The organism is Micromonospora olivasterospora (assembly GCF_007830265.1).
Classification (GTDB): domain Bacteria; phylum Actinomycetota; class Actinomycetes; order Mycobacteriales; family Micromonosporaceae; genus Micromonospora; species Micromonospora olivasterospora.
This window is the reverse complement of record NZ_VLKE01000001.1, coordinates 2,177,788-2,199,135: the sequence shown is the minus strand read 5'-3', so window position 1 is coordinate 2,199,135 and position 21,348 is coordinate 2,177,788. Positions and strand designations below refer to the sequence as shown.

At 70.3% G+C, this 21,348-nt stretch carries 17 protein-coding genes, 3 rRNA genes and 2 pseudogenes; 11 read left to right on the top strand and 11 right to left on the bottom strand.

Annotated elements, in window-relative coordinates; translation table 11 throughout:
* Positions 1–188: 188 nt before the first annotated feature.
* Together JD77_RS10090 and JD77_RS10085 are read right to left on the bottom strand one after the other, a co-directional pair.
* Positions 189–425: a preprotein translocase YidC gene (locus JD77_RS10090; RefSeq protein WP_145774033.1), complete on the bottom strand. Its 237-nt coding sequence runs from the start codon at positions 423–425 to the stop codon at positions 189–191.
* A gap of 138 nt (positions 426–563) precedes the next feature.
* Positions 564–1,307, bottom strand: a complete 744-nt coding sequence (locus JD77_RS10085) for a GNAT family N-acetyltransferase (RefSeq protein WP_170286404.1) — start codon at positions 1,305–1,307, stop codon at positions 564–566.
* On the opposite strand from JD77_RS10085, the gene JD77_RS10080 reads away from it, so the two are divergent.
* Positions 1,296–1,619, top strand: a complete 324-nt coding sequence (locus JD77_RS10080) for a hypothetical protein (protein WP_211372887.1) — start codon at positions 1,296–1,298, stop codon at positions 1,617–1,619. The two genes, JD77_RS10085 and JD77_RS10080, sit on opposite strands and share 12 nt — an antisense overlap.
* A 124-nt stretch (positions 1,620–1,743) precedes the next feature.
* Here the strand turns inward: JD77_RS10080 and JD77_RS10075 are convergent, their stop codons facing one another.
* The 4 genes and pseudogenes from JD77_RS10075 to JD77_RS10060 form a co-directional block, all read right to left on the bottom strand.
* Positions 1,744–2,268, bottom strand: coding sequence for a DUF6244 family protein (locus tag JD77_RS10075; RefSeq protein ID WP_145774030.1), 525 nt, complete (start codon positions 2,266–2,268; stop codon positions 1,744–1,746).
* A gap of 127 nt (positions 2,269–2,395) precedes the next feature.
* Positions 2,396–2,704: pseudogene (locus JD77_RS10070) on the bottom strand (DALR anticodon-binding domain-containing protein); the annotation flags it as partial.
* A 343-nt stretch (positions 2,705–3,047) separates the two neighbouring features.
* On the bottom strand, positions 3,048–4,106 hold the full coding sequence (trpS, locus tag JD77_RS10065; protein WP_145774028.1) for a tryptophan--tRNA ligase: 1,059 nt from the start codon (positions 4,104–4,106) through the stop codon (positions 3,048–3,050).
* Positions 4,107–4,201: 95 nt separating this feature from the next.
* Positions 4,202–4,381 carry a hypothetical protein gene (locus JD77_RS10060; protein WP_145777508.1) on the bottom strand — a complete coding sequence of 60 codons (180 nt, stop codon included), beginning with the start codon at positions 4,379–4,381 and terminating at the stop codon, positions 4,202–4,204.
* A gap of 131 nt (positions 4,382–4,512) precedes the next feature.
* Between JD77_RS10060 and JD77_RS10055 the strand changes: the two genes are divergently transcribed.
* From JD77_RS10055 to rrf, 4 genes are all read left to right on the top strand, one after another.
* Positions 4,513–4,854, top strand: coding sequence for an SCO4848 family membrane protein (locus JD77_RS10055; RefSeq protein ID WP_342799644.1), 342 nt, complete (start codon positions 4,513–4,515; stop codon positions 4,852–4,854).
* Between the two features lie 665 nt (positions 4,855–5,519).
* Positions 5,520–7,035 (top strand): 16S ribosomal RNA (locus JD77_RS10050).
* Positions 7,036–7,403: 368 nt separating this feature from the next.
* Positions 7,404–10,515, top strand: a 23S ribosomal RNA gene (locus JD77_RS10045).
* 85 nt (positions 10,516–10,600) lie between these two features.
* Positions 10,601–10,717: ribosomal RNA gene (gene rrf / locus JD77_RS10040) — 5S ribosomal RNA — on the top strand.
* Together the 16S, 23S and 5S rRNA genes form the textbook arrangement of a ribosomal RNA operon.
* 392 nt (positions 10,718–11,109) lie before the next feature.
* Here rrf and JD77_RS10035 read toward each other — a convergent pair.
* A complete protein-coding gene (locus JD77_RS10035) occupies positions 11,110–12,948 on the bottom strand; it encodes a VanW family protein (protein WP_170286403.1) in 1,839 nt (612 codons plus the stop codon).
* A gap of 151 nt (positions 12,949–13,099) precedes the next feature.
* Here JD77_RS10035 and nudC point away from each other — a divergent pair, with 151 nt between their 5' ends.
* The gene (gene nudC, locus JD77_RS10030; RefSeq protein ID WP_145774025.1) at positions 13,100–14,089 is read left to right on the top strand and encodes an NAD(+) diphosphatase; all 990 of its coding nucleotides are present in this window, start codon (positions 13,100–13,102) and stop codon (positions 14,087–14,089) included.
* On the opposite strand, the gene JD77_RS10025 is transcribed toward nudC, so the two are convergent.
* The gene (locus tag JD77_RS10025; protein WP_145774024.1) at positions 14,010–15,680 is read right to left on the bottom strand and encodes a DUF885 domain-containing protein; all 1,671 of its coding nucleotides are present in this window, start codon (positions 15,678–15,680) and stop codon (positions 14,010–14,012) included. The two genes, nudC and JD77_RS10025, sit on opposite strands and share 80 nt — an antisense overlap.
* 156 nt (positions 15,681–15,836) lie before the next feature.
* On the opposite strand from JD77_RS10025, the pseudogene JD77_RS10020 reads away from it, so the two are divergent.
* Positions 15,837–16,428 (top strand): annotated as a pseudogene (locus JD77_RS10020) (DMT family transporter).
* Positions 16,429–16,473: 45 nt separating this feature from the next.
* On the opposite strand, the gene JD77_RS10015 reads toward JD77_RS10020, so the two are convergent.
* A complete protein-coding gene (locus JD77_RS10015; RefSeq protein WP_145774023.1) occupies positions 16,474–17,538 on the bottom strand; it encodes a PHP domain-containing protein in 1,065 nt (354 codons plus the stop codon).
* 86 nt (positions 17,539–17,624) lie between these two features.
* Positions 17,625–18,401, bottom strand: coding sequence for a M23 family metallopeptidase (locus JD77_RS10010; RefSeq protein WP_145774022.1), 777 nt, complete (start codon positions 18,399–18,401; stop codon positions 17,625–17,627).
* Between the two features lie 80 nt (positions 18,402–18,481).
* Between JD77_RS10010 and JD77_RS10005 the strand changes: the two genes are divergently transcribed.
* The 4 genes from JD77_RS10005 (at position 18,482) to JD77_RS32795 (ending at position 20,509) form a co-directional block, all read left to right on the top strand.
* Positions 18,482–18,868 (top strand): hypothetical protein, encoded by a 387-nt coding sequence (locus JD77_RS10005; protein ID WP_145774021.1) that lies wholly within the window; start codon positions 18,482–18,484, stop codon positions 18,866–18,868.
* A gap of 97 nt (positions 18,869–18,965) precedes the next feature.
* Positions 18,966–19,142, top strand: a complete 177-nt coding sequence (locus JD77_RS31975) for a hypothetical protein (protein ID WP_170286402.1) — start codon at positions 18,966–18,968, stop codon at positions 19,140–19,142.
* Positions 19,143–19,278: 136 nt separating this feature from the next.
* The gene (locus JD77_RS10000; protein WP_145774020.1) at positions 19,279–19,809 is read left to right on the top strand and encodes a tRNA adenosine deaminase-associated protein; all 531 of its coding nucleotides are present in this window, start codon (positions 19,279–19,281) and stop codon (positions 19,807–19,809) included.
* Between the two features lie 238 nt (positions 19,810–20,047).
* Complete coding sequence (locus JD77_RS32795; protein ID WP_211372790.1) at positions 20,048–20,509, top strand: nucleoside deaminase; 462 nt, start codon at positions 20,048–20,050, stop codon at positions 20,507–20,509.
* Between the two features lie 90 nt (positions 20,510–20,599).
* On the opposite strand, the gene deoD is transcribed toward JD77_RS32795, so the two are convergent.
* The gene (gene deoD / locus JD77_RS09990; protein ID WP_145774018.1) at positions 20,600–21,307 is read right to left on the bottom strand and encodes a purine-nucleoside phosphorylase; all 708 of its coding nucleotides are present in this window, start codon (positions 21,305–21,307) and stop codon (positions 20,600–20,602) included.
* Between the last annotated feature and the right edge of the window lie 41 nt (positions 21,308–21,348).

Here is a 21,348-nt window from a genome sequence, read left to right as displayed (position 1 = left end):
GTCCGGTCTAGCACTACCCGACCTAGCCGGAGACGGATTGGGGCCTATCGTCTGCACTGGTCAGGGCGGGTTCGCCCGGTCTCCTGTGGACCGCCGCCGGCAGCGACTACGTGGGCCGGACGGGTGGACCGGCCGACGGCGCGACCGGGCGCAGTTCGTCAGACGCCCAGGGGGAGGCGGGCGGGAAATCAGCGGGCCGCGTCGGGGTGTCCGGGCATTCCCGATCCGCCGCTGCTGCTGCCGGACGAGCCGCCGGCCACGCCGGATCCGTCGTCCTCGGTGACCAGGTCCGGCCGCGCGTCGGTGTCGTCCGGGGCCGGGACGTCGGTGTCCGCCTCGACCTGCACGAGCCGGGCCTGCTCGTCCTCGTCCTCGGCGTGCTCCGGGTCGACCGGCAGTTCACCGTAACGCGCCTGGTATCCCACGGTCGCCTCCCGTCGCCGCCGTACCGGCGCTGGCTACCCCGTCCACCGCGACCGAAACCCGACCGAAACCCGACCCCGCGGCCCGCTCGTCGCGATGGCGGCAGCCCTCGCCGGGCGATGTTGGACGTGGGCCGAGCCTCAGGACGCTGGCCTGTCCGGCAGGTCCGCCGAAGCCGGTAGCCGTACGGAGAACATCCGGCTGACCGGCCGGAACCCGGCAGCGTCGTACAGCCGGCGGGCGGAGTTTCCGTCGGCGACCTGGAGGGCGAGCGCGGGGAGGTCCGCGGTTCGGGTGCCGTACAGGGCGTGGGTGAGCAGGGCCCGGCCGAGTCCCCGGCCCTGGGCGCGCGGCGCCACGCCGAGGTTGACCACCCAGCCGTAGGGCCGGTCGGGGGCGGGGCCGGTGGACAGGACGTGGCCGGCGCTCCGTCCGTCCGGACCGACTACGCGCGCCGAGGCGGGCAGCAGCGGCGGGACGGGGCCGCCGTCGTCGAACATCGCCCGCACCTGGGCCGTGTGGTCGTCGCGCCAGGCACCGTCGGGGTGTCCCGGCCCGTACGCCGCCACGAGCGCGTCGTGCAGGTCGTCGTCCCAGCCGGGCGTGGCGAGGGACCAGCCGGAAGGCAACGGGGCCGGCATCGGCAGGTCCGCCAGGTCGTGGCGCAGTTCGGTGGCGGCCCGGTGCATTCGTAGCCCGCCGGCCACCAGGGCGGCCACCAGCGGCTCGTCCGGCGTGTCGAGCCGCAGTCCGGCGAGGTCCCGGCGGGCCTCGGCGGCCACCCGCTGCGGAGGTACCCCGGGGAACGGTCGCACCTGGGCGGCGTCGGGTTCCAGGTGTACGCGGGCGAGCGGCGCGCCGTCGCCGGCCGCGTGGAGCAGCACGACGCGGTGGCGCCCGTCGCTTCGCTGGTCGTCCGGATCGGCGTCGAGCGGCATGGCAACAAAGGTAGTTCGCGAGGCCGAGGAGCCTGCGCCGCGCTCTCGCCGGAGCTGGACCGCAGGTGGCTGCTGCCGCTGCGCCAGCTGCGCGTCCGGCTGACCCATCCGCTGCGCGGGGGCTCCGGGGTGCCGCTGCTCGCGAGCGTGCAGCAGCTTCAGCTCAGCGAGGCCTACCGGCGCGTGGCGCCGCTGCTCCGCTCCGACGTGCAGGAGCACTGGGACGACGGCGAGTGGCGCTTCGTGGGCCACGCCTGACGGTCGGGCCGGCGACGCCGGGCCTCGTCGCCGCGGTTTCCTGCCTGTGGCGGCGGTGGGCAGGTCGGCGCCGGGCCTCGTCGCCGGTTGCCGGGGCGGGCTGGTCGAAGCCGGCCCGCCCCGGTCAGGCGCCCGATCCCAGGCGGCGCGCCTCGGCGAGCGCGGCCTCCACGGCCTGCCGGGCCGCGCCGGTCCGCTGGAGCACCAGCGTCAGGACCTGCCTGACGCTCTCCAGCCCCGACAGCAGCGGGCCGGGCTGCCCACCCTGCAGGGTCAGGGTGGCGAGCCGTTGGGCCTCGCCGACCTGGGCGATCGTCCTGGCGGTGGCGTCGCGGGCGCCGTCGACGGCATCCCGCACCGGCGCCAGCCCGGTGATCGTCTCCTGCGGCGTCGCCTGGTGAGGAATCGTGGCGGTGGCCTTCGTCGCCGCGCCGATCGACGTGCCCAACCCGCCCAGGCCACCCTGGATCTCGGAGATCGCGCCCTGCACCCGGGCCACGCCGGCGGCCACGGCGGCGAAGCCGGCTCCGGCGGCCCGCAGCGCCACCTCCTGCGCCTGCTGGTGGGCGGCGGCGGCCAGCCCCTGCGCCCGCTCGACGCCGGTCGTCAGCGCGCGCAGCTCACCGGTGATCTTCTCGACGTGCGACACCGGGCCGCCTCCCCCGATCCACGAACGGAATGGTGCCGGCTGAACCTACCGGGCCGGCGGACCGGACGGGTGCCAGCCGCGCGGGGACGCGCGCGGGCTCCCACGGACGCCTCGGCGGGCCGGGGGATCACATCCGTTCCGGGGTGCGGATGCCGAGCAGGCGCAGGCCCTGCCGGAGCACCCGCGCGGTCAGCCCGCACAGCAGCAACCGCCCGCCGCGCACCGGCTCCTCCGCGCGCAGCACCGGGCAGCGCTCGTAGAACGCGCTGAACGCCGTGGCGACCCGGTACAGGTGGCCGGCCAGGGAATGGAACGCCAGGGTCCGCTCCACCTCCGCCACCACCGGAGCGAACCCGAGCAGCGCGAACACCAGTGCCCGCTCCACCGGGTCGACCGGACCGCCGGTCACCGTCGCGAACGCGGGCGCCAGCCGGTCGGCCAGCAACTTCTCCAGATCCATGGGTACGCCGATCTCGCTCGGACCCGCGTCGGGCGGGTCGCCGGAAGGAGTCCGGACGGACCGAGGTGTCGATCGGGCGGGACCGGCGGCTCGATCCGCCGGTCGCAGGAGGACGTGTGTCAGCTCAGGGTCGACGGGGGCTCGAACGAGCCCGGCGTCGCTCGCGGCGCACCGACCCGGCCGGGACGCCCTGGAGCGCGTCGGCGGTGGCGTGGTTGCCGCAGCTGGTCACGCCGGGAGCGTAGCCGACCGGACCGGGAGCGGGCCACGCCGTTCCGGGCCGGTCGGCGCGCCCCTCGGAGGCCGCCGTACCAGTGGCTCAGGCCGGCGCGGCGGTGGCCCGCCGGGCCCGCTCCGCCCGCCGCCGGACCTGCTGGTACGCGCCGGTCAGCCCCATCGCCCGGCGGACCTCGACGAGGGTGCGCCGCACCTCGGCCCGGGTCCGCTCCGTCCCGTCGACGATGAGCTGGTCGACCATGCCGCGGTCCGCCTCGAACCGCGCCCGGCGCTCCCGGATCGGGTCCAGGAACCGGTTCAGCGCCACCGCCAGCTTCTCCTTGACCTCCACGTCACCCACCCGACCGGCCCGGTACCGCTCCTTGAGGTCGGCGACCTGCGCCCGGTCCGGGTTGAACACGTCGTGGTAGGTGAAGACGGGATTCCCCTCCACCATGCCCGGGACGTCGGCGCGCACCCGGTTCGGGTCGGTGTACATGCCCATCACGGCCCGGCGGACGGTCTCCGCGTCGTCGGAGAGCGAGATCGCGTTGCCCAGGCTCTTGCTCATCTTGCTCTGGCCGTCCGTGCCGACCAGCGTCGGCGTCTCCGAGGCGATCATCTCCGGTACGGGGAAGACCTCCCCGTACAGGTGGTTGAACCGGCGGGCGATCTCCCGCGTCACCTCGACGTGCGGCGCGTTGTCCTTTCCCACCGGCACCACCTGCCCCTTGACGCAGAGGATGTCGGCCGCCTGGAGGACGGGGTAGCCGAGCAGCCCGTACGGCATCTCGTCCTTCCCGGCGGCGCGCGCCATGTCCTTCAGCGAGGGCACCCGCTCCAGGCGGGGCACGGTCACCAGGTTCTGGAACAGGGTGTTCAGGTCGCCGACCTCGGGGATGGCCGACTGCAGGTAGAACGTCGCCCGGGCCGGGTCCACCCCGGCGGCGAGGATGTCGGTCACCATCTCGCGGGCGTTGTGGGAGACCCGGTCGATGTCCTCGCGGGTGTTGCGGGTGGTCAGCATGTGCAGGTCGGCGATGATGAAGAAGCTCTCGTACCGCTGGTGCAGTCGCACCCGGTTGGCGATGCTGCCGACGTAGTGGCCGAGGTGCAGCCGCCCGGTCGGCCGGTCGCCGGTGAGCATCCGTACTGCGGACATGGTGGTACGCCTTTCTGTGCCGGGAAGCGGTGGAAGACGCGCGGGCGCGCGCTGACCCGGGCGGACACGCCCCTGAGGTCAGGTGGATCGGCTCGTCAGACCAGAGCCGGGCGCCATCGCCCGCCGTCGCGGAACCGCAGCCCGCCGGCACGCAGGACGTCCAGGATCCGCTCACGGCCGTCGCCGGAGCGGGTCGGCGTGGCCGGCACGGCGCTCGCCGAACGGCCGTCGACCGGGTCGACGGCCTCGGGCGCACAGATGTACAGCCGGACCATGCCCCCACCGTAACCACCCGCGGCCCGGTCCGGTGAGCCGGTCCGCACGCCTCGCACCCGGAAAGACCGCGCATCCGGCCCTCGGCCGGCCCGGGCCGGGCTACGGTCCGCACTGTGGGTCGCATGCGCGGGTGCACGAGGCCCTGACCTGCGGCGGCGAGCTTCGCCCGGTGCCGGTCGCCCCGACGTTCGCGCCGACGCCGCTGGCATACTCGCCAGTCATGGTGCTGTCACGTGGATGGGCCCTCTTCCTGGTCGGGGTCGGCGTCTGGACCTGGCTGATCTGGCCCCGGTTCGGCCTTGCGATCTGGGACGATCCGCGTTCGTGGGCGAGCGGGGTCTCGGGCGAGGGAGCGCCGACGGGTTTCCTGTGGGTGCACGCCCTGCTGATCGTGGCGTCCCTGGCCATCGGCACCGCGGTGGCCGTCCTCGGGATCCTCGGTCTGCGGGCCGCCGGACGGCGTCGTGGCTGACCGGGTCGACTCTGACCTGGGGATATGTCGACGGGTGGAGGGTGTGACGCGGGACGCCACCTCCGGATTTGACGATCAACTCCGGGACGCGTAACTTTCTCTCTGCCAGCGCGGAACGGACGAAACGGGGCGAAAGCCCTGAAGGTCGGAGCGCGGGAACGACTTCCGGGTCGGGCGGGTTGCACACCGCCGGAGCCGGACCGGGCGGTGCCCCCGGATCTGCCGCGAGGTGGATTTGGAGCGGCGAAGCCGACCGGGTAAGCTTGACGGCCGGCAGGGCCCCGGGCGCGCTAGCGGGACACCGCAGCGGCCGGCCTGCCAAATCCGATGATCACGACAGCGGTTCGCCACTGCGCGCGGTCGTCGGCGCGGTACCCGTACAAAGCATGACAGACCGGGATACACGGTTTGACACGGCCGAGACGGTGAGCTAACGTAGTAAAAGTGCCCGGCGCGGGAGCGGCGGGTGCGGGACGAGATGCCCCGGCTGGTGGTCCTCCTGATGGGGGGTTGCTGGTTGGTGTGTGGTTGTTCTTTGAGAACTCAACAGGGTGCTTGATAAGCCAGTGCCAATTATGATTTACCCCCGCGCTGGTCGAGCTTTGGTTCGGCTGGTGTGGATTCCTTTGGCAACATTTTTGTTGTCAGGATGATTTTCCAAGTTTTTGTTGGAGAGTTTGATCCTGGCTCAGGACGAACGCTGGCGGCGTGCTTAACACATGCAAGTCGAGCGGAAAGGCCCTTCGGGGTACTCGAGCGGCGAACGGGTGAGTAACACGTGAGCAACCTGCCCTAGGCTTTGGGATAACCCTCGGAAACGGGGGCTAATACCGAATATTACTGCTGGCCGCATGGCTGGTGGTGGAAAGTTTTTCGGCCTGGGATGGGCTCGCGGCCTATCAGCTTGTTGGTGGGGTGATGGCCTACCAAGGCGACGACGGGTAGCCGGCCTGAGAGGGCGACCGGCCACACTGGGACTGAGACACGGCCCAGACTCCTACGGGAGGCAGCAGTGGGGAATATTGCACAATGGGCGAAAGCCTGATGCAGCGACGCCGCGTGAGGGATGACGGCCTTCGGGTTGTAAACCTCTTTCAGCAGGGACGAAGCGCAAGTGACGGTACCTGCAGAAGAAGCGCCGGCCAACTACGTGCCAGCAGCCGCGGTAAGACGTAGGGCGCGAGCGTTGTCCGGATTTATTGGGCGTAAAGAGCTCGTAGGCGGCTTGTCGCGTCGACTGTGAAAACCCGCGGCTCAACTGCGGGCCTGCAGTCGATACGGGCAGGCTAGAGTTCGGTAGGGGAGACTGGAATTCCTGGTGTAGCGGTGAAATGCGCAGATATCAGGAGGAACACCGGTGGCGAAGGCGGGTCTCTGGGCCGATACTGACGCTGAGGAGCGAAAGCGTGGGGAGCGAACAGGATTAGATACCCTGGTAGTCCACGCTGTAAACGTTGGGCGCTAGGTGTGGGGGGCCTCTCCGGTTCCCTGTGCCGCAGCTAACGCATTAAGCGCCCCGCCTGGGGAGTACGGCCGCAAGGCTAAAACTCAAAGGAATTGACGGGGGCCCGCACAAGCGGCGGAGCATGCGGATTAATTCGATGCAACGCGAAGAACCTTACCTGGGTTTGACATCGCCGGAAATCCTCCAGAGATGGGGGGTCCTTCGGGGCCGGTGACAGGTGGTGCATGGCTGTCGTCAGCTCGTGTCGTGAGATGTTGGGTTAAGTCCCGCAACGAGCGCAACCCTCGTTCGATGTTGCCAGCGCGTTATGGCGGGGACTCATCGAAGACTGCCGGGGTCAACTCGGAGGAAGGTGGGGATGACGTCAAGTCATCATGCCCCTTATGTCCAGGGCTTCACGCATGCTACAATGGCCGGTACAATGGGCTGCGATACCGTGAGGTGGAGCGAATCCCAAAAAGCCGGTCTCAGTTCGGATCGGGGTCTGCAACTCGACCCCGTGAAGTCGGAGTCGCTAGTAATCGCAGATCAGCAACGCTGCGGTGAATACGTTCCCGGGCCTTGTACACACCGCCCGTCACGTCACGAAAGTCGGCAACACCCGAAGCCGGTGGCCCAACCCGTAAGGGAGGGAGCCGTCGAAGGTGGGGCTGGCGATTGGGACGAAGTCGTAACAAGGTAGCCGTACCGGAAGGTGCGGCTGGATCACCTCCTTTCTAAGGAGCACCATCCGTCGAAGGACGGTATGGAGCCAGCGACCTGCGAATGTCGGGTCGGGGTGCTCGATGGCGGAGACACTGGTGAGTTCGATCCTGGCAACGGCTACGACGCCTGGTACGGCCACTTCGGTGGTGTGGAACGGTTGGTTGTGGTGCGGCTGGGGAGGATGGATAGCACCCTGTTGGGTCCTGAAGGAACAACCGTGGGTTGTTTCTTTCGGAGCCTTGGCCAGGACGTGAGTTCTGGGGGCTGCCAGGCATGGCCTGGTCTCGCATACCGTCGACGTGTGTCGGGCTGGTGTGGGGCTGTGGGTTGTGGGTTGGTCGTTTGTTGAGAATTGCACAGTGGACGCGAGCATCTTTGTGGTCAAGTTGTCAAGGGCGAACGGTGGATGCCTTGGCACCAGGAGCCGATGAAGGACGTGGGAGGCCGCGATAGGCCTGGGGGAGCTGTCAACCGAGCTGTGATCCCAGGGTGTCCGAATGGGGAAACCTGGCATCAGTCATGTGATGTCACCTGCACCTGAACACATAGGGTGTATGGGGGGAACGCGGGGAAGTGAAACATCTCAGTACCCGTAGGAAGAGAAAACAACATGTGATTCCGTGAGTAGTGGCGAGCGAAAGCGGATGTAGGCTAAACCGGTTGCGTGTGATACCTGTCAGGGGTTGCGTGGTCGGGGTTGTGGGACCCTGCGAGGTGGGCTGACAACCACCTGAGGAGTTACAAAGCCAGTTGCTAGCCGAACAGTCTGGGAAGGCTGACCGTAGGCGGTGAGAGTCCGGTAGGTGAAAGTGGCTGGTCTTCTGTGGGTGTTCCCGAGTAGCGGCGGACTCCTGTAATCTGCCGTGAATCTGCCAGGACCACCTGGTAAGCCTAAATACTTCCTGGTGACCGATAGCGGACGAGTACCGTGAGGGAATGGTGAAAAGTACCCCGGGAGGGGAGTGAAATAGTACCTGAAACCGTTCGCCTACAATCCGTCGGAGCCTTGCGGGGTGACGGCGTGCCTTTTGAAGAATGAGCCTGCGAGTTAGTGGCATGTGGCGAGGTTAACCCGTGTGGGGGAGCCGTAGCGAAAGCGAGTCTGAATAGGGCGTTTGAGTCGCATGCTCTAGACCCGAAGCGGAGTGATCTAGCCATGGGCAGGCTGAAGCGCGGGTAAGACCGCGTGGAGGGCCGAACCCACCAACGTTGAAAAGTTGGGGGATGACCTGTGGTTAGGGGTGAAAGGCCAATCAAACTCCGTGATAGCTGGTTCTCCCCGAAATGCATTTAGGTGCAGCGTCGCGTGTTTCTTGCCGGAGGTAGAGCACTGGATGGTCTAGGGGGCCCACAAGCTTACCGAAATCAGCCAAACTCCGAATGCCGGTAAGTGAGAGCGCGGCAGTGAGACTGCGGGGGATAAGCTTCGTAGTCGAGAGGGAAACAGCCCAGATCACCAGCTAAGGCCCCTAAGCGTGTGCTAAGTGGAAAAGGATGTGGGGTCGCATAGACAACCAGGAGGTTGGCTTAGAAGCAGCCACCCTTTAAAGAGTGCGTAATAGCTCACTGGTCAAGTGGTTCCGCGCCGACAATGTAGCGGGGCTCAAGCACACCGCCGAAGCTGTGGCATTCACATTTTTACTTCGCCAGGTCTTGATATCTGGTGCAGGTGTGTGGATGGGTAGGGGAGCGTCGTGCCGGGGGTGAAGCGACGGGGTGACCTAGTCGTGGACGCGGCACGAGTGAGAATGCAGGCATGAGTAGCGAATGAAGGGTGAGAAACCCTTCCGCCGGATGACCAAGGGTTCCAGGGCCAGGCTAATCCGCCCTGGGTGAGTCGGGACCTAAGGCGAGGCCGAGAGGCGTAGTCGATGGACAACGGGTTGATATTCCCGTACCCGCGAAAGAGCGTCCCTGATGAACCTTGCTGTGCTAACCACCCAAGCCATCCAAGACCTTCGGGTTGAGGGTGGGGAGCGTGGGATCCTGGTGGGTAGTAGTCAAGCGATGGGGTGACGCAGGAAGGTAGCTGAGCCCGGCCGGTGGTTGTGCCGGGGTAAGCGTGTAGGCCGTGCTGTAGGCAAATCCGCAGCACATGTGGGCTGAGACGTGATGCCGAGCCGATTCAGGTGAAGTCAGTGATCCTATGCTGCCGAGAAAAGCCTCTAGCGAGTTCTGAGCGGCCCGTACCCCAAACCGACACAGGTGGTCAGGTAGAGAATACCGAGGCGATCGGGCGAACTGTGGTTAAGGAACTCGGCAAATTGCCCCCGTAACTTAGGGAGAAGGGGGGCCGGAGACGTGAAGCCCCTTGCGGGTGGAGCGTTGTATGGCCGCAGAGAGCAGGGGGAAGCGACTGTTTACTAAAAACACAGGTCCATGCGAAGAAGTAATTCGATGTATATGGACTGACGCCTGCCCGGTGCTGGAACGTTAAGGGGACCTGTTAGCTCCTTTTGGGGCGAAGCGGAGAACTTAAGCGCCAGTAAACGGCGGTGGTAACTATAACCATCCTAAGGTAGCGAAATTCCTTGTCGGGTAAGTTCCGACCTGCACGAATGGCGTAACGACTTCCCCACTGTCTCAACCACAGGCCCGGCGAAATTGCATTACGAGTAAAGATGCTCGTTACGCGCGGCAGGACGGAAAGACCCCGGGACCTTTACTATAGCTTGACATTGGTATCTGAATTAGCTTGTGTAGGATAGGTGGGAGCCGGTGAAGTCCATACGCCAGTATGGGTGGAGGCATTGTTGAAATACCACTCTGGTTGATTTGGGTATCTAACTTCGGACCGTTATCCGGTTCAGGGACAGTGTCTGGTGGGTAGTTTAACTGGGGCGGTTGCCTCCTAAAGGGTAACGGAGGCGCCCAAAGGTTCCCTCAGCCTGGTTGGCAATCAGGTGTTGAGTGCAAGTGCACAAGGGAGCTTGACTGTGAGACTGACGGGTCGAGCAGGGACGAAAGTCGGGACTAGTGATCCGGCACTGGCATGTGGAAGCGGTGTCGCTCAACGGATAAAAGGTACCCCGGGGATAACAGGCTGATCTTCCCCAAGAGTCCATATCGACGGGATGGTTTGGCACCTCGATGTCGGCTCGTCGCATCCTGGGGCTGTAGCAGGTCCCAAGGGTTGGGCTGTTCGCCCATTAAAGCGGTACGCGAGCTGGGTTTAGAACGTCGTGAGACAGTTCGGTCCCTATCCGCCGTGCGCGTAGGATACTTGAGAAGGGCTGTCCCTAGTACGAGAGGACCGGGACGGACGAACCTCTGGTGTGCCAGTTGTCCCGCCAGGGGCACGGCTGGTTGGCTACGTTCGGAAGGGATAACCGCTGAAAGCATCTAAGCGGGAAGCCTGCTTCAAGATGAGGTATCCCACCCCTCTTTGAGGGGGTAAGGCCCCCAGCTAGACGACTGGGTTGATAGGCCGGAGATGTAAGCTCGGTAACGGGTTGAGTTGACCGGTACTAATAGGCCGAGGACTTGATTATCAAAGGTGCTACGCGTCCACTGTGTGATTCCCGACAAGCGAACAGCAGACCATGTTTTTGGTGTTGTTTGATATGTCGATAGTGTTACGGCGGTCATGGCGGAGGGGAAACGCCCGGTTACATTCCGAACCCGGAAGCTAAGCCCTCCAGCGCCGATGGTACTGCACTCGGGAGGGTGTGGGAGAGTAGGACACCGCCGGACATTCTTTCGTTCAGGGCCACCCCATCCGGGGTGGCCCTGAACGCATTTCCGCCCCATTTTCGGGAGCTCGGCCACATGCGCGGACCGCCCGCCCTGACGAGGGCTCCGCTGGGCCGGGCCAGCCGAATCGCGCCGCCAACGGCCCGGCGATGACGCCGAGGCGGAGCACGCCGTGGCGAAGCACGCCGAGGCGGAGCACGCCGTGGCGAAGCACGCCGTGACGGACCCGGTGGACGCCCTGGGCTTCTCCCCGCCGCCGGCATCTGGACGGGCGCCCGCGGCGGTGACTGGAAGGGCTCGGGGGAACGCGCCGGGTCCGCCCCGGCGTACCCGATGGAACGCCCCCGCTGGCGACGTGGCCGGCGGGGGCATCGGGGTCCCGGGGACCGGCCTCAGCTCTGGGCCGGGCCGCAGACGTAGCGGGGCTCAGCCAGATAACGCCAGCTGAACTTCTCCCGCTTGACCACCTTGCCGTCCTTCTTGATGACCCGGAACGCGTCCTGGGTGAAGCCGTCGATGCCGTTGCTGGGGATGCAGGACGGCCCGGGCGTCAGGTGGATCGTCTTCGGCTTGGTGATGTCGCGGCGCGGCCCGTACTCGGTCTTGACGCTGTCGTAGATCTTCGTGCTCCAGATCGACACGGTGACCGAGCTGGAGGTGTACGAGGTGTCGATGAGCACGCCGTGCGGGGTGTTGTTGCGGAACTTGAAGTCGAGGCTCGGCCAGAAGATCGTGGACTCGATCACCGGGGGGTACCGGCTGAACCAGTACGAGTGCGGCTTGTGCTCGACATCCTCCAGGCCGGCGTAGTACGTGGCGTTGAACAGCGTGGTGGTGAACTGGGAGGTCCCGCCGCCGACGCCCGGGACGAGCTTGCCGTCGAGGATCACGGGCGCGTCCCGGTACCCCTGGGCGTAGCCGCGCTCGCCCGTGTGACCGTTGAGGGAGAACGTCTCCCCGGGCAGCACCACCGCGCCGTCGACCTCCTTGGCGATCTGCGCGATGTTCTGGCTGCGCGGCGAGGAGAGCCCGCCGGTGAAGTGGGTGGTGAAGCGGGAGACTCGTTCCTTGATCCCGAGGCTGGCCAGCTTCTCGGTGGTGAGCTTCGGCTGCGTCTCCTTGAGCTGGCCGGTGACCGTCCGGTCGGCGGTACGGGGCAGCACGGCGAGCAGGTCCCGGCTCAGCGCGGCGGCGTCGAGCTGCTGGCCCGGGTGACCCTCCACCGCCTTCGGCTTCCCGTCGACGATCGTCATTCGGGCGTCGCGGGGCTCGACCTCGAGGGCGTCCAACCGGCTGTCGAGGGAGGTGCGCAGCCGCTTCACGTCGATCCTGGGCGTGAGCCTGCCCGCGTCGTCGGCCGCGAAGCGCAGGCTCCGGGCGATGGCGGCGGGCGGAATGGTGACCGAGCCCTTCGGCGTACGGAGCGTGACGGGGGCGGCGACGGCCGGGCGAGCCAGTTCGGCGACGAGCCGGTCCACCTCCTCGCTGGTGGTCGCCGGCGCGCGCTCCACCAGCGGGACGGTCACCGGCCGGCCGGAGAGCCAGCCGACGCGGACGACCTGGGCCGTGCGTTCCCGGTCCAGCGCGAGCCCGGGCTTCGGGTGCACCGGCTTCGGGGTGGTGCCGGTGAAGATGATCGCCGGCACCGTCCATTCCCGGGTCTGGTCCCCCGCCGCCCTGTGCAGGGCCGCGTCGAGCCGGGCCGCGTCGACGGTCACCACCGGGGCGACCGCCCGGGACCCGACGAGGCGGCTCACCGGGTGCGCCGACGCCTTCGCCGCCGCGTCGACGGTCGCCTCGACGTCGACCGCCAGCCCCACGTCGGCGGGCTTGAGCTCGACGTTCTTCTCGCCGACGACGACCCGGAGCGGGGCGTTCAACGCGCCGGACCGCGTCAGCTCGGCGCGCAGTTCGCGTACCGCCTCGGCGCGGCTGCGACCGCCCAGTTCGGCGCCGAGCACAGTGGTGCCGCGTGGCACGTCGCCGGCGTATGCGTACGCGCCGGCGCCGGCGACCGCCCCGAGGACGACCGCGGCGGAGCCGACGGCGAGCAGGACGCGTAGCCGGCGGGGGCGGCGTCGGGGGCCGGCGTCCGGGGCGGCTGCGGCGGCTGTCTCCGGCTCGTCACCCGGCCAGCTCACCGCGGTCACCTTGACGGTGGGCCGGTCGTCGGCGGGCGGTCGTGTATCGCCGTACAGAGTCACAGCAACCTCGATCGGTACGTACCACATGGGGCGGGTCCCAAAGACACCTACCGTAACCAACGGGCGAGCCGATCGACAGTCTGCGCCAAGGCCGTGCCCGGGCAGCGTGTCGGGGCCCGCGGTACGCGGGCGGGGCGCCGGCGTGCGGGCGGGCGGCCCGTCGTGGCACGGTGTGCGGGTGCGGACGGACGAGCGGACGCTGGCGTACGGCGGCGGATGGTTGGACCGGGCGGGCGCGCTGCGCGGGGACCCGGAGTGGCTCTCGGAGCGGCTGGCCGGGACGGGCAGCGTGCTGCTGGCGCTGTGGCGGGACCGCTGCCTGGTCTCGGCCGACGACGCGCCGGTCGGGTTGACCGGGGCGACCGCGGCGGAGATCAGCGGGGTTGCCGACGAGGTGGTCTTCCTCGGTCTGGCCGACGACGGCGGGGCCGTGTTCGCCGCCGACCTGTCCGGCCACGCGGAGCCCGACGCGCTGCGCCTCGCCGGGGCCGCCGCCGCGCGGGACGTGCGCGCCCTGGCGGGCCGGTTGGGTCCGGCCGAGGCGGCCGCCCAGGCGTACGCGCGGGGGCTGCTGCACTGGCACCGCCAGCAGCGCCACTGTGGTGCCTGCGGCGCGGCGACGGTCGCGCGCGACGGCGGGCACGTACGGGCATGCGCCGGGCCGGACTGCGGGCGGCTGCTGTTCCCCCGGATCGAGCCGGCGATCATCGTGCTGGTGGAGGCGCCCAACCCGCCGGCGCGTTGCCTGCTGGCGCGGCACGGCCGCGCCCCGGAGGGGTCGTACTCGACGCTGGCCGGGTTCGTCGAGGTGGGCGAGAGCCTGGAGGACGCCGTGCGGCGGGAGATGGCCGAGGAGGCCGGGGTGACGGTGACGGACCTGTCGTACCGGGGCTCGCAGGCGTGGCCGTTCCCGGCCGGCCTGATGGTCGGTTTCCGAGCCACCGCAAGCTCCGAGGAGGTGCGGGTGGACGGCGTGGAGCTGCTGGAGGCGCGCTGGTTCACCCGGGACGAGTTGCGCGAACGGGTGGCGGCGGGAAAGCCGCTGGGGCGGGTCGACTCGATCGACCGGCCCCCGGCCCCAGTCGTCGTCAGATCCGGGCCAGCGCCCGGCGCAGCGGGTCGAGCCCCAGCGAGCCCAGGTCGAGCGCCCGCCGGTGGAACTCCCTGAGGTCGAAGTCGGCGCCCTTGCGGGCCTTCGCGTCCTCCCGGGCCTGGAGCCAGATCCGCTCGCCCACCTTGTACGAGGGGGCCTGTCCCGGCCAGCCGAGGTAGCGGTTCAGCTCGAACCGCAGGTTCTCGTCCGGCACCCGGCAGTGCGCCCGCATGAACTCCCAACCCAGTTCCGGCGTCCACCGCTCGCCCGGGTGGAAGCCGAACGGGTTGTCCTTGGGGATCTCCAGCTCCAGGTGCATGCCGATGTCGACGATCACCCGGGCCGCCCGGAACGCCTGCCCGTCGAGCATGCCGAGCTTGTCGCCCGGGTCCTCCAGGTAGCCCAGCTCGTCCATCAGCCGCTCGGAGTAGAGCGCCCAGCCCTCGCCGTGCCCGGACACCCAGCACAGCAGCCGCTGCCAGCGGTTGAGCAGGTCGGCCCGGACGGCGGTCTGCGCGACCTGGAGGTGATGACCCGGGACGCCCTCGTGGTAGACGGTGGTCACCTCCCGCCAGGTGGAGAAGTCGGTGACGCCCTGTGGCACCGCCCACCACATCCGGCCGGGGCGGGAGAAGTCCTCGCTCGGGCCGGTGTAGTAGATCCCGCCGTCGCTGGTCGGGGCGAGGCAGCACTCGATCCGGCGCACCTGCTCCGGGATGTCGAAGTGGGTGCCGTGCAGTTCGCTGATCGCCTTGTCGGCCAGCGCCTGCATCCAGTCCCGGAACGCCTCCTTGCCCTGGATCGTGCGGGCCGGGTCGGCGTCCAGCGCCGCCACCGCCTCGTCGACCGTGGCGCCCGGCCCGACGATCCGGGCGGCCACCGCGCGCATCTCGCTCTCCAGCCGGGCCAGCTCCGCGAACCCCCAGGCGTACGTCTCGTCGAGATCGACCTTGGCGCCGAGGAAGTACTGCGAGGCCAGCTCGTACCGCTCCCGGCCGGCGGCCTGCTTGTCCCGCCCGATCGGCGCCAGTTCGTCCCGGAGGAACTGGCCGAACCCGGCCGTCGCGGCGGTGGCCGCCGCGGCGCCCCGGCGCAGGTCGGCGTCCAGCGTGCCCTCCGCGCCCAGCCGCTCGACCAGTCCGTGGAAGAAGTTGTCGCCGTTCGGGTCCGTCCAGGTGTCGCACTGCTTGGCGACCTCGATCAGCTGCGCCCTGGAGCTGACCCGGCCGGCGGCAGCCGCCTCGCGCAGCGTCGTCTTGTAGCCCTCAAGGGCGCTGGCGAACCTGTTGAGCCGGGCGGCGAAACTGGCCTGCGCGTCGGCGCCCTCGGTCGGCATCAGGTCGAACACCATGCGCAGGTCGTGCAGGCCGCTGGCGATCACGTTGACCTCGCTGGTCGTCTCGCCGGCCTCGTACCGGGCGAGGTCCAGGCCGAGGCGCTCCTGCATCGCCTCCTTGGCGGTGCGCTCCGACTCGGAGTCGGGTTCGGTCACGTCGAGCTGCGCGAGGGTACGCCGGGCCAGCTCGGCCCGGGCCGCGTAGCCCTCCGGCGACAGGTCGTCCAGCTGGTCGTCGTATCCGGAGATGCCGACGTAGGTCGCGCCGGTCGGGCTCAGCGGCGCCCAGTCGGCGACGTACCGGTCGGCGAGGTCATCGATTCGTCCCACAGGGTGACCCTACGCGACCGTCCCGCCCCGGCTGTCGAGCGTGTTTGCCGTGTTCAGGGCAGCAGGTCGAAGTCGACGTGAACGGCTTCTGTGACGGAGGGCGCGGTGGCCGGAAAGCGCGAGACCCCGTCGTACCCCTCCGGCAAAGTGTCAGGAGTGAATGCGCACCTCACTCCTGACAAGCCGGCGCTGCGCAGCTGGCTGCCGGGCTTCGTCGCGCTCGCCGCGATCTGGGGCTCCAGCTTGCTCTTCATCAACGTCGGCGTGCGGGAGCTGCACCCGCTGCACCTCACCCTCTACCGGGTCACCGCCGGGGCGCTCACGCTGCTCGTCGTGCTGCTGGTGCTGCGCGACCGGCTGCCCCGCGAGCCCCGGGTCTGGGCCCACCTCTTCGTGGTCGCGCCGCTCGTGGCCGGGGCGCCGCCGGCGCCGGCCCGCCTCTCGGCAGGGGTGCTGGCCAGCGTGCTCGCGCTCGGGGCGCTCGGTACCGGCCTGGCCTTCGTGATCAACATGCGGAACATCCGGGTGGCCGGCGCGAGCACCGCGTCCACGGTCACCTACCTGATCCCCGTCTTCGCGGTGCTCATCGGCGCGCTGGCGCTCGACGAGCGGCTGAACTGGCGACCAGCCCGTCGGCGCGCTGGTCGTCCTGGCCGGGGTCGCCGTGACGCAGGGCCTGCTGGGCCGGCGCCGGGCCGGCGCGGGCGTCCCGGTGCTGCCGGCCGCCGAACCCGCCGCGCCCCGCTGACGGTTCGTCACCTGCGCGGGCAGTCCACCGGCCGCCCCCCGGCGCTCAGCCGCGCGCCCACTCCAGCAGCTGCTCCGCCGGCCAGGTGTTGACCACCCGGTCGGCGGGTACGCCGCAGCGCGCCGCCCGCTCGCAGCCGAAGCGCTGCCAGTCGAGCTGCCCGGGCGCGTGCGCGTCCGTGTTGACCGCGAAGCGGCAGCCCGCCTCCAGGGCGAGCCGGATCAGTCGCTTCGGCGGGTCCTGCCGCTCCGGGCGGGAGTTGATCTCGACGGCTACGTCGTGCTCTGCGCAGGCGGCGAAGACCGCGTCGGCGTCGAAGTCGCTCTCCTTGCGTGTCCGCGCCCGGTGCCCCCGGTCGCCGGGGCCACTCACCCCGACGGGGCGGGACGACACCATCCGGCCGGTGCAGTGGCCGAGGATGTCCAGGTGCGGGTTGGCGATGGCCGTCAGCATCCGCCGGGTCATCTTTGCCCGCTCGTCGTTCAGGCCGCTGTGCACCGAGCCGACCACCACGTCGAGGCGGGCGAGCAGCTCCTCGTCCTGGTCCAGCGAGCCGTCGGCGAGGATGTCCACCTCGATCCCGGTGAGGATGCGGAAGCCCTCGGGCAGCGCCTCGTTGACCTTCGCCACGTGGTCGAGCTGTTTGCGCAACCGGGCGGCGGTCAGGCCCCGGGCCACGGTGAGCCGGGGCGAGTGGTCGGTCAGCACCACGTACTCGTGGCCGAGCTCGACCGCCGCGAGCGCCATCTCCTCGATCGGCGAGCCGCCGTCGGACCAGTCGGAGTGGGTGTGGCAGTCCCCGCGCAGCGCCGTGCGCAGCGCCGTGGCCTCCGTGTCCAGGTCGCTGCCCTCGGTGGCGAGCAGCCGGCGCAGGTACACGGGCTCCTCGCCGGCCAGCGACTCGGCGACGCAGCGGGCCGTCACGTCGCCGACCCCGGACAACTCGGTGAGCTTCCCCGTGCGCACCCGCTCGGCGACCTCCCCGTCCGGCAGGACGGCCAGGGCCTTCGCCGCCGACCGGAAGGCCCGCACCCGGTAGGTGGCCTCGTTGGCCCGTTCGAGCAGGAACGCGATGCGGCGCAGGTCGGCGATCGGGTCGCGGGGGCTCATGCCCTGCAACCTACGCGCCCACGCCGCCGGCCGGGGTACGACCGACGGCGCGGCGGCGGGTCAGCCGGCCCCTCCGGCGCGTCGGGTCAGCCGGCCCCGCCGGTCGTCGCCGGCGCCTTCGGGCAGCCGTGCCTGCGGTGCCACGCGGCGACCTCGGCGGCCGGCTCCCGGTTGCCGCCCCGGCGCCACGAGTCGAGGTACCGGGCCGGCCAGACCACCCCGCGCCGGATCCACCAGTCGTCGTGGCCGCGGCAGGCCGGCGAGATGCCGAAGTGCAGGTGGCAGACGTTGTTGGCGTTCCCCGTCCGGCCCACCTTGCCGAGCTGCTGGCCGGCCCGGACCCGGACGCCGGCGTCCACACCGGAGGCGATGACGCTCAGGTGCGAGCCGTAGTAGCGCACGCCGTCGTCGCCGAGCAGGGACACGGACAGGCCCCCGTTGTACGGCCCGAACGGCCCCCGCCGGTCGAACCGGTCCACCCGACTCACCTCCAGGACCGTCCCGTCGGTCACCGCCACCACGGGCTCGCCGCAGTCGGCGAAGATGTCCGTTCCCGGGTACGCGGAGTGGGTGGGGTGGTAGTCGACGTTGCCGGCGCGTACCGGGAAGACGTGCCGCAGGCCGGCGCGGGTCGGCGCGGGCGACGGCGCGGCGGTCGGCGGGGTGGCGGTCGGCGCGGCGGGCGTTGCGCCCGTCGTGGCCGGCTGCCCGGCGCCGGTCGGGCCGGGCGTGCCCACCCAGCCGCCGCCGGGCGCCGCGGCCGGCGGCGGCGCGCCGCAGCCGGCGGCCAGCACCGGCGCGAGCAGCAGCAGGACCGGGTACGCCGCGCGCGGGCGGCGGCGACGGGTGGGACGCGAGGCCATCCGATCATCCTGACAGAACGGCTACGGTGGGACGAACGGTCCGCCCGGCGCGGACCGCGGTGCGGAAAGGAGTGACGCCGATGGCCTGGCAGCCCGCCCTCCCCGGCCAGCCGCAGCCGGGCAGCCCCGGCGCGCGTACCCCCTCCGGGCTCTTCCCCTCCGGCCCGCCGTCGCGGCCGACGTGGCGGGAACCGCACCCGGTCACGGGAGCCGGGGTCGCCGCCGGCGGCGCCCTCGCCGCCGCCTGGCTCGTGCTGTTCGGCCTGCTCGGCCGCGACGTCTCCGGGTACGCCTGGTGGACCGTCCTGGCCGGCGGGCTGGCCTGGCTGGCCGCCCTGGCGCTGGTGCGGTTCGGCGACCGGGGGGTCGCCACGGGCGTCGCGATCGTCACCGCCGGCGGCTGGAGCATCGCCGCCGCGGTGGTCGCCGTCCGATGGGCCGCCAGCGGCGACTGGCCCCTGTGGTAAAAGGCCGCCCGGCCTGGGCGAACACCCTCGGTCGTCGCTCGGCTGCGCAGTGAAGCCCGGCTTGACGTACCCGCGCGGACGGCGCACGCTCGGCGGTATGGCCTGGACCACCTGGACCACCCCGCGGCTCGACCCCGACCGGAGCCGCCGCCGCCTCCAGATCCTCGCCGAGCTGGCGGGAGCCCGAGCGGTACGCGAGCGGGAGCGGCCGCGGCGCGCCCGCACCGAGCAGTTGCGGCAGCTCATCGCCACCCGGCGCCGCCTCGCGGGCTGACCGGCCCCGGCCGACCACACTTTCCACAGGATCCGACCGGCCCTTCGGGGCGTTGACCGGTCGCCTGCCGACCCGACCGGATAACGTGCACGCGTAACGAGTCGGCGTGCTGCGCCGAGGCCAATTTGGGGGGACCGTGTCGTACTTCGCTGCCGCCGTGGTGCGCGACGACGGCGGCTGGACCGCCGCCGAGGTGAACCTGCGGGGCGCCGCCGACGTCGACGAGGTCGCCGACCGGCTCCGCGACGTCGACCCGGACGCCGACCTGTCGCTGCTCTTCGTCGAGGCCGACGACGCGTACCTGGTCATCCTGCGGCTCGACGAGGGCGAGGACCTGCGCGTCTTCGGCTCGGACTCCGCGTACGCCGAGGAGTCCCGGCTCGGCGCCCTGCTGGTCGGCGACCTGAAGACGTCGGTCACCGGGTTCGACGACACCGAGGAGGCGCGGCCGAGCGCCGCCGGGGGCGACGAGGACGGCGAGCAGCCGGCCGTGGACCCGGAGGCCGACCCGGTGGGCGAGGCGGACATCCTCGCCGACCTTGGCGTCTCGCCGCAGCGGCTGCTCAACCTCTGCGCGCACGAGGGCATGCTGCCGGCGGACGTGACCGCCGAGATCTGCCAGGTGCTCGGCTGCGCCGACGAGGTCGAGGAACTGCGTGGCGTCTGACCGGTCGGCGGGCGACGGCGGTCCGGCGGGCGCCGGCACCGGCGGCTGGGTCGGCGCGGCGCGCTCCGCCGCGGGCTGGACCGGCGGCGCCGAGCCGGCCGACGCGACGGACCCCGCCCTGGAAGGGCTCCGGCCCGGGCAGCCGACGCCCGGTGCGGTCGGCCGGGCCGGGCCGGGCGCAGACGAGGGCCTGGTCGACCCGACCGGCGCGGGGCGGCGGCAGCGGTACGAACTCTGGATGCGCCGCGCCCTGGAGGTCGCCGTCACCGGCCCCGACCTCCCCGCCGACGGCCCGGCCGGCGCGGACGACATCCCCGTCGGCGCGGTCCTGTACGGCCCGGACGGCGCCGAGCTGGCGATCGGGCGCAACGAGCGGGAGCTGACCCAGGATCCGACCGCGCACGCCGAGGTGCTGGCCCTGCGGCGGGCCGCCGAGCGGCTGGGCCGGTGGCGGCTCGACGGCTGCACCCTGGTCGTGACCCTCGAACCCTGCACGATGTGTGCCGGGGCGCTGGTGCTGGCCCGGGTCTCCACCGTCGTCTTCGCCGCCTGGGAGCCGAAGACCGGCGCCGTCGGGTCGCTGTGGGACGTCGTCCGCGACCGCCGGCTCAACCACCGGCCGGAGGCCTACGGCGGCGTCCTGGAGGCCGAGAGCGCCGTCCTGCTCCGCGCGTTCTTCAAGGACAAGGCCCCTTCCTGACGCAGCTCGCACCGGAAGGGGCCCGGTCGACGCTCCGGACCGTCGCGCCCGGCGGGCTCGGCGGGCTCGGCGGGCGCGGCGCGGCGGGCATCAGGCGACGATCGTGTCCAGGCCGATCTCGACCATCTGGGAGAAGGTCTGCTCGCGCTCCTGCGCCGTCGTCTTCTCGCCGGTCTTGATGTGGTCGCTGACCGTCAGGATGGTCAGCGCGCGCGCCTTGAACCGGGCGGCGATCGTGTAGAGCGCCGCGGACTCCATCTCCACGGCCAGCACGCCGTAGTCCGCGAGGGTGTCGTAGAGGTCCGGCCGGTCGGTGTAGAAGGCGTCGGCCGCCAGGATCGGCCCGACCCGCATGCTGACGCCCCGCCGCTCGGCCACCTCGACGGACGTACGCAGCAGCCCGAAGTCGGCGACCGGGGCGTAGTCGATCAGCCCGTCGAAGCGCATCCGGTTCATGTTCGAGTCGGTGGACGAGCCGATCGCGGCCACGACGTCCCGCAGTTGGAGGTCCTCGCTCAGGGCGCCGCAGGAGCCGACCCGGATGAGGCTCTGCACGCCGTACTCGTTGATCAGCTCGTGCGCGTAGATGGAGGCGGACGGCATGCCCATGCCGGAGCCCTGGACGGACACCTCGACGCCGTTCCAGCGGCCGGTGAAGCCCAGCATTCCCCGGACCGTCGAGTAGCACTTGGCGTCCTCGAGGTAGGTCTCCGCGATCCACTTGGCCCGCAGGGGGTCGCCCGGCATCAGGACCCGTTCGGCGATCTCTCCCGGCTTCGCGCCGATGTGCGTACTCATGCCGACGATCCTGCCAGGCCGGCTGGCGACGTACCGGTTCG

Excerpts from the sequence above, each read along its gene's own strand:
- trpS (WP_145774028.1), bottom strand. The coding sequence starts at position 4,106 with ATGTCCGCAGTACGGATGCTCACCGGCGACCGGCCGACCGGGCGGCTG.
- JD77_RS10060 (WP_145777508.1), bottom strand. The coding sequence starts at position 4,381 with ATGGTCCGGCTGTACATCTGTGCGCCCGAGGCCGTCGACCCGGTCGAC.
- JD77_RS10035 (WP_170286403.1), bottom strand. The coding sequence starts at position 12,948 with ATGTGGTACGTACCGATCGAGGTTGCTGTGACTCTGTACGGCGATACA.
- JD77_RS10015 (WP_145774023.1), bottom strand. The coding sequence starts at position 17,538 with ATGAGCCCCCGCGACCCGATCGCCGACCTGCGCCGCATCGCGTTCCTG.
- JD77_RS10010 (WP_145774022.1), bottom strand. The coding sequence starts at position 18,401 with ATGGCCTCGCGTCCCACCCGTCGCCGCCGCCCGCGCGCGGCGTACCCG.
- JD77_RS10005 (WP_145774021.1), top strand. The coding sequence starts at position 18,482 with ATGGCCTGGCAGCCCGCCCTCCCCGGCCAGCCGCAGCCGGGCAGCCCC.
- JD77_RS31975 (WP_170286402.1), top strand. The coding sequence starts at position 18,966 with ATGGCCTGGACCACCTGGACCACCCCGCGGCTCGACCCCGACCGGAGC.
- JD77_RS32795 (WP_211372790.1), top strand. The coding sequence starts at position 20,048 with ATGCGCCGCGCCCTGGAGGTCGCCGTCACCGGCCCCGACCTCCCCGCC.
- deoD (WP_145774018.1), bottom strand. The coding sequence starts at position 21,307 with ATGAGTACGCACATCGGCGCGAAGCCGGGAGAGATCGCCGAACGGGTC.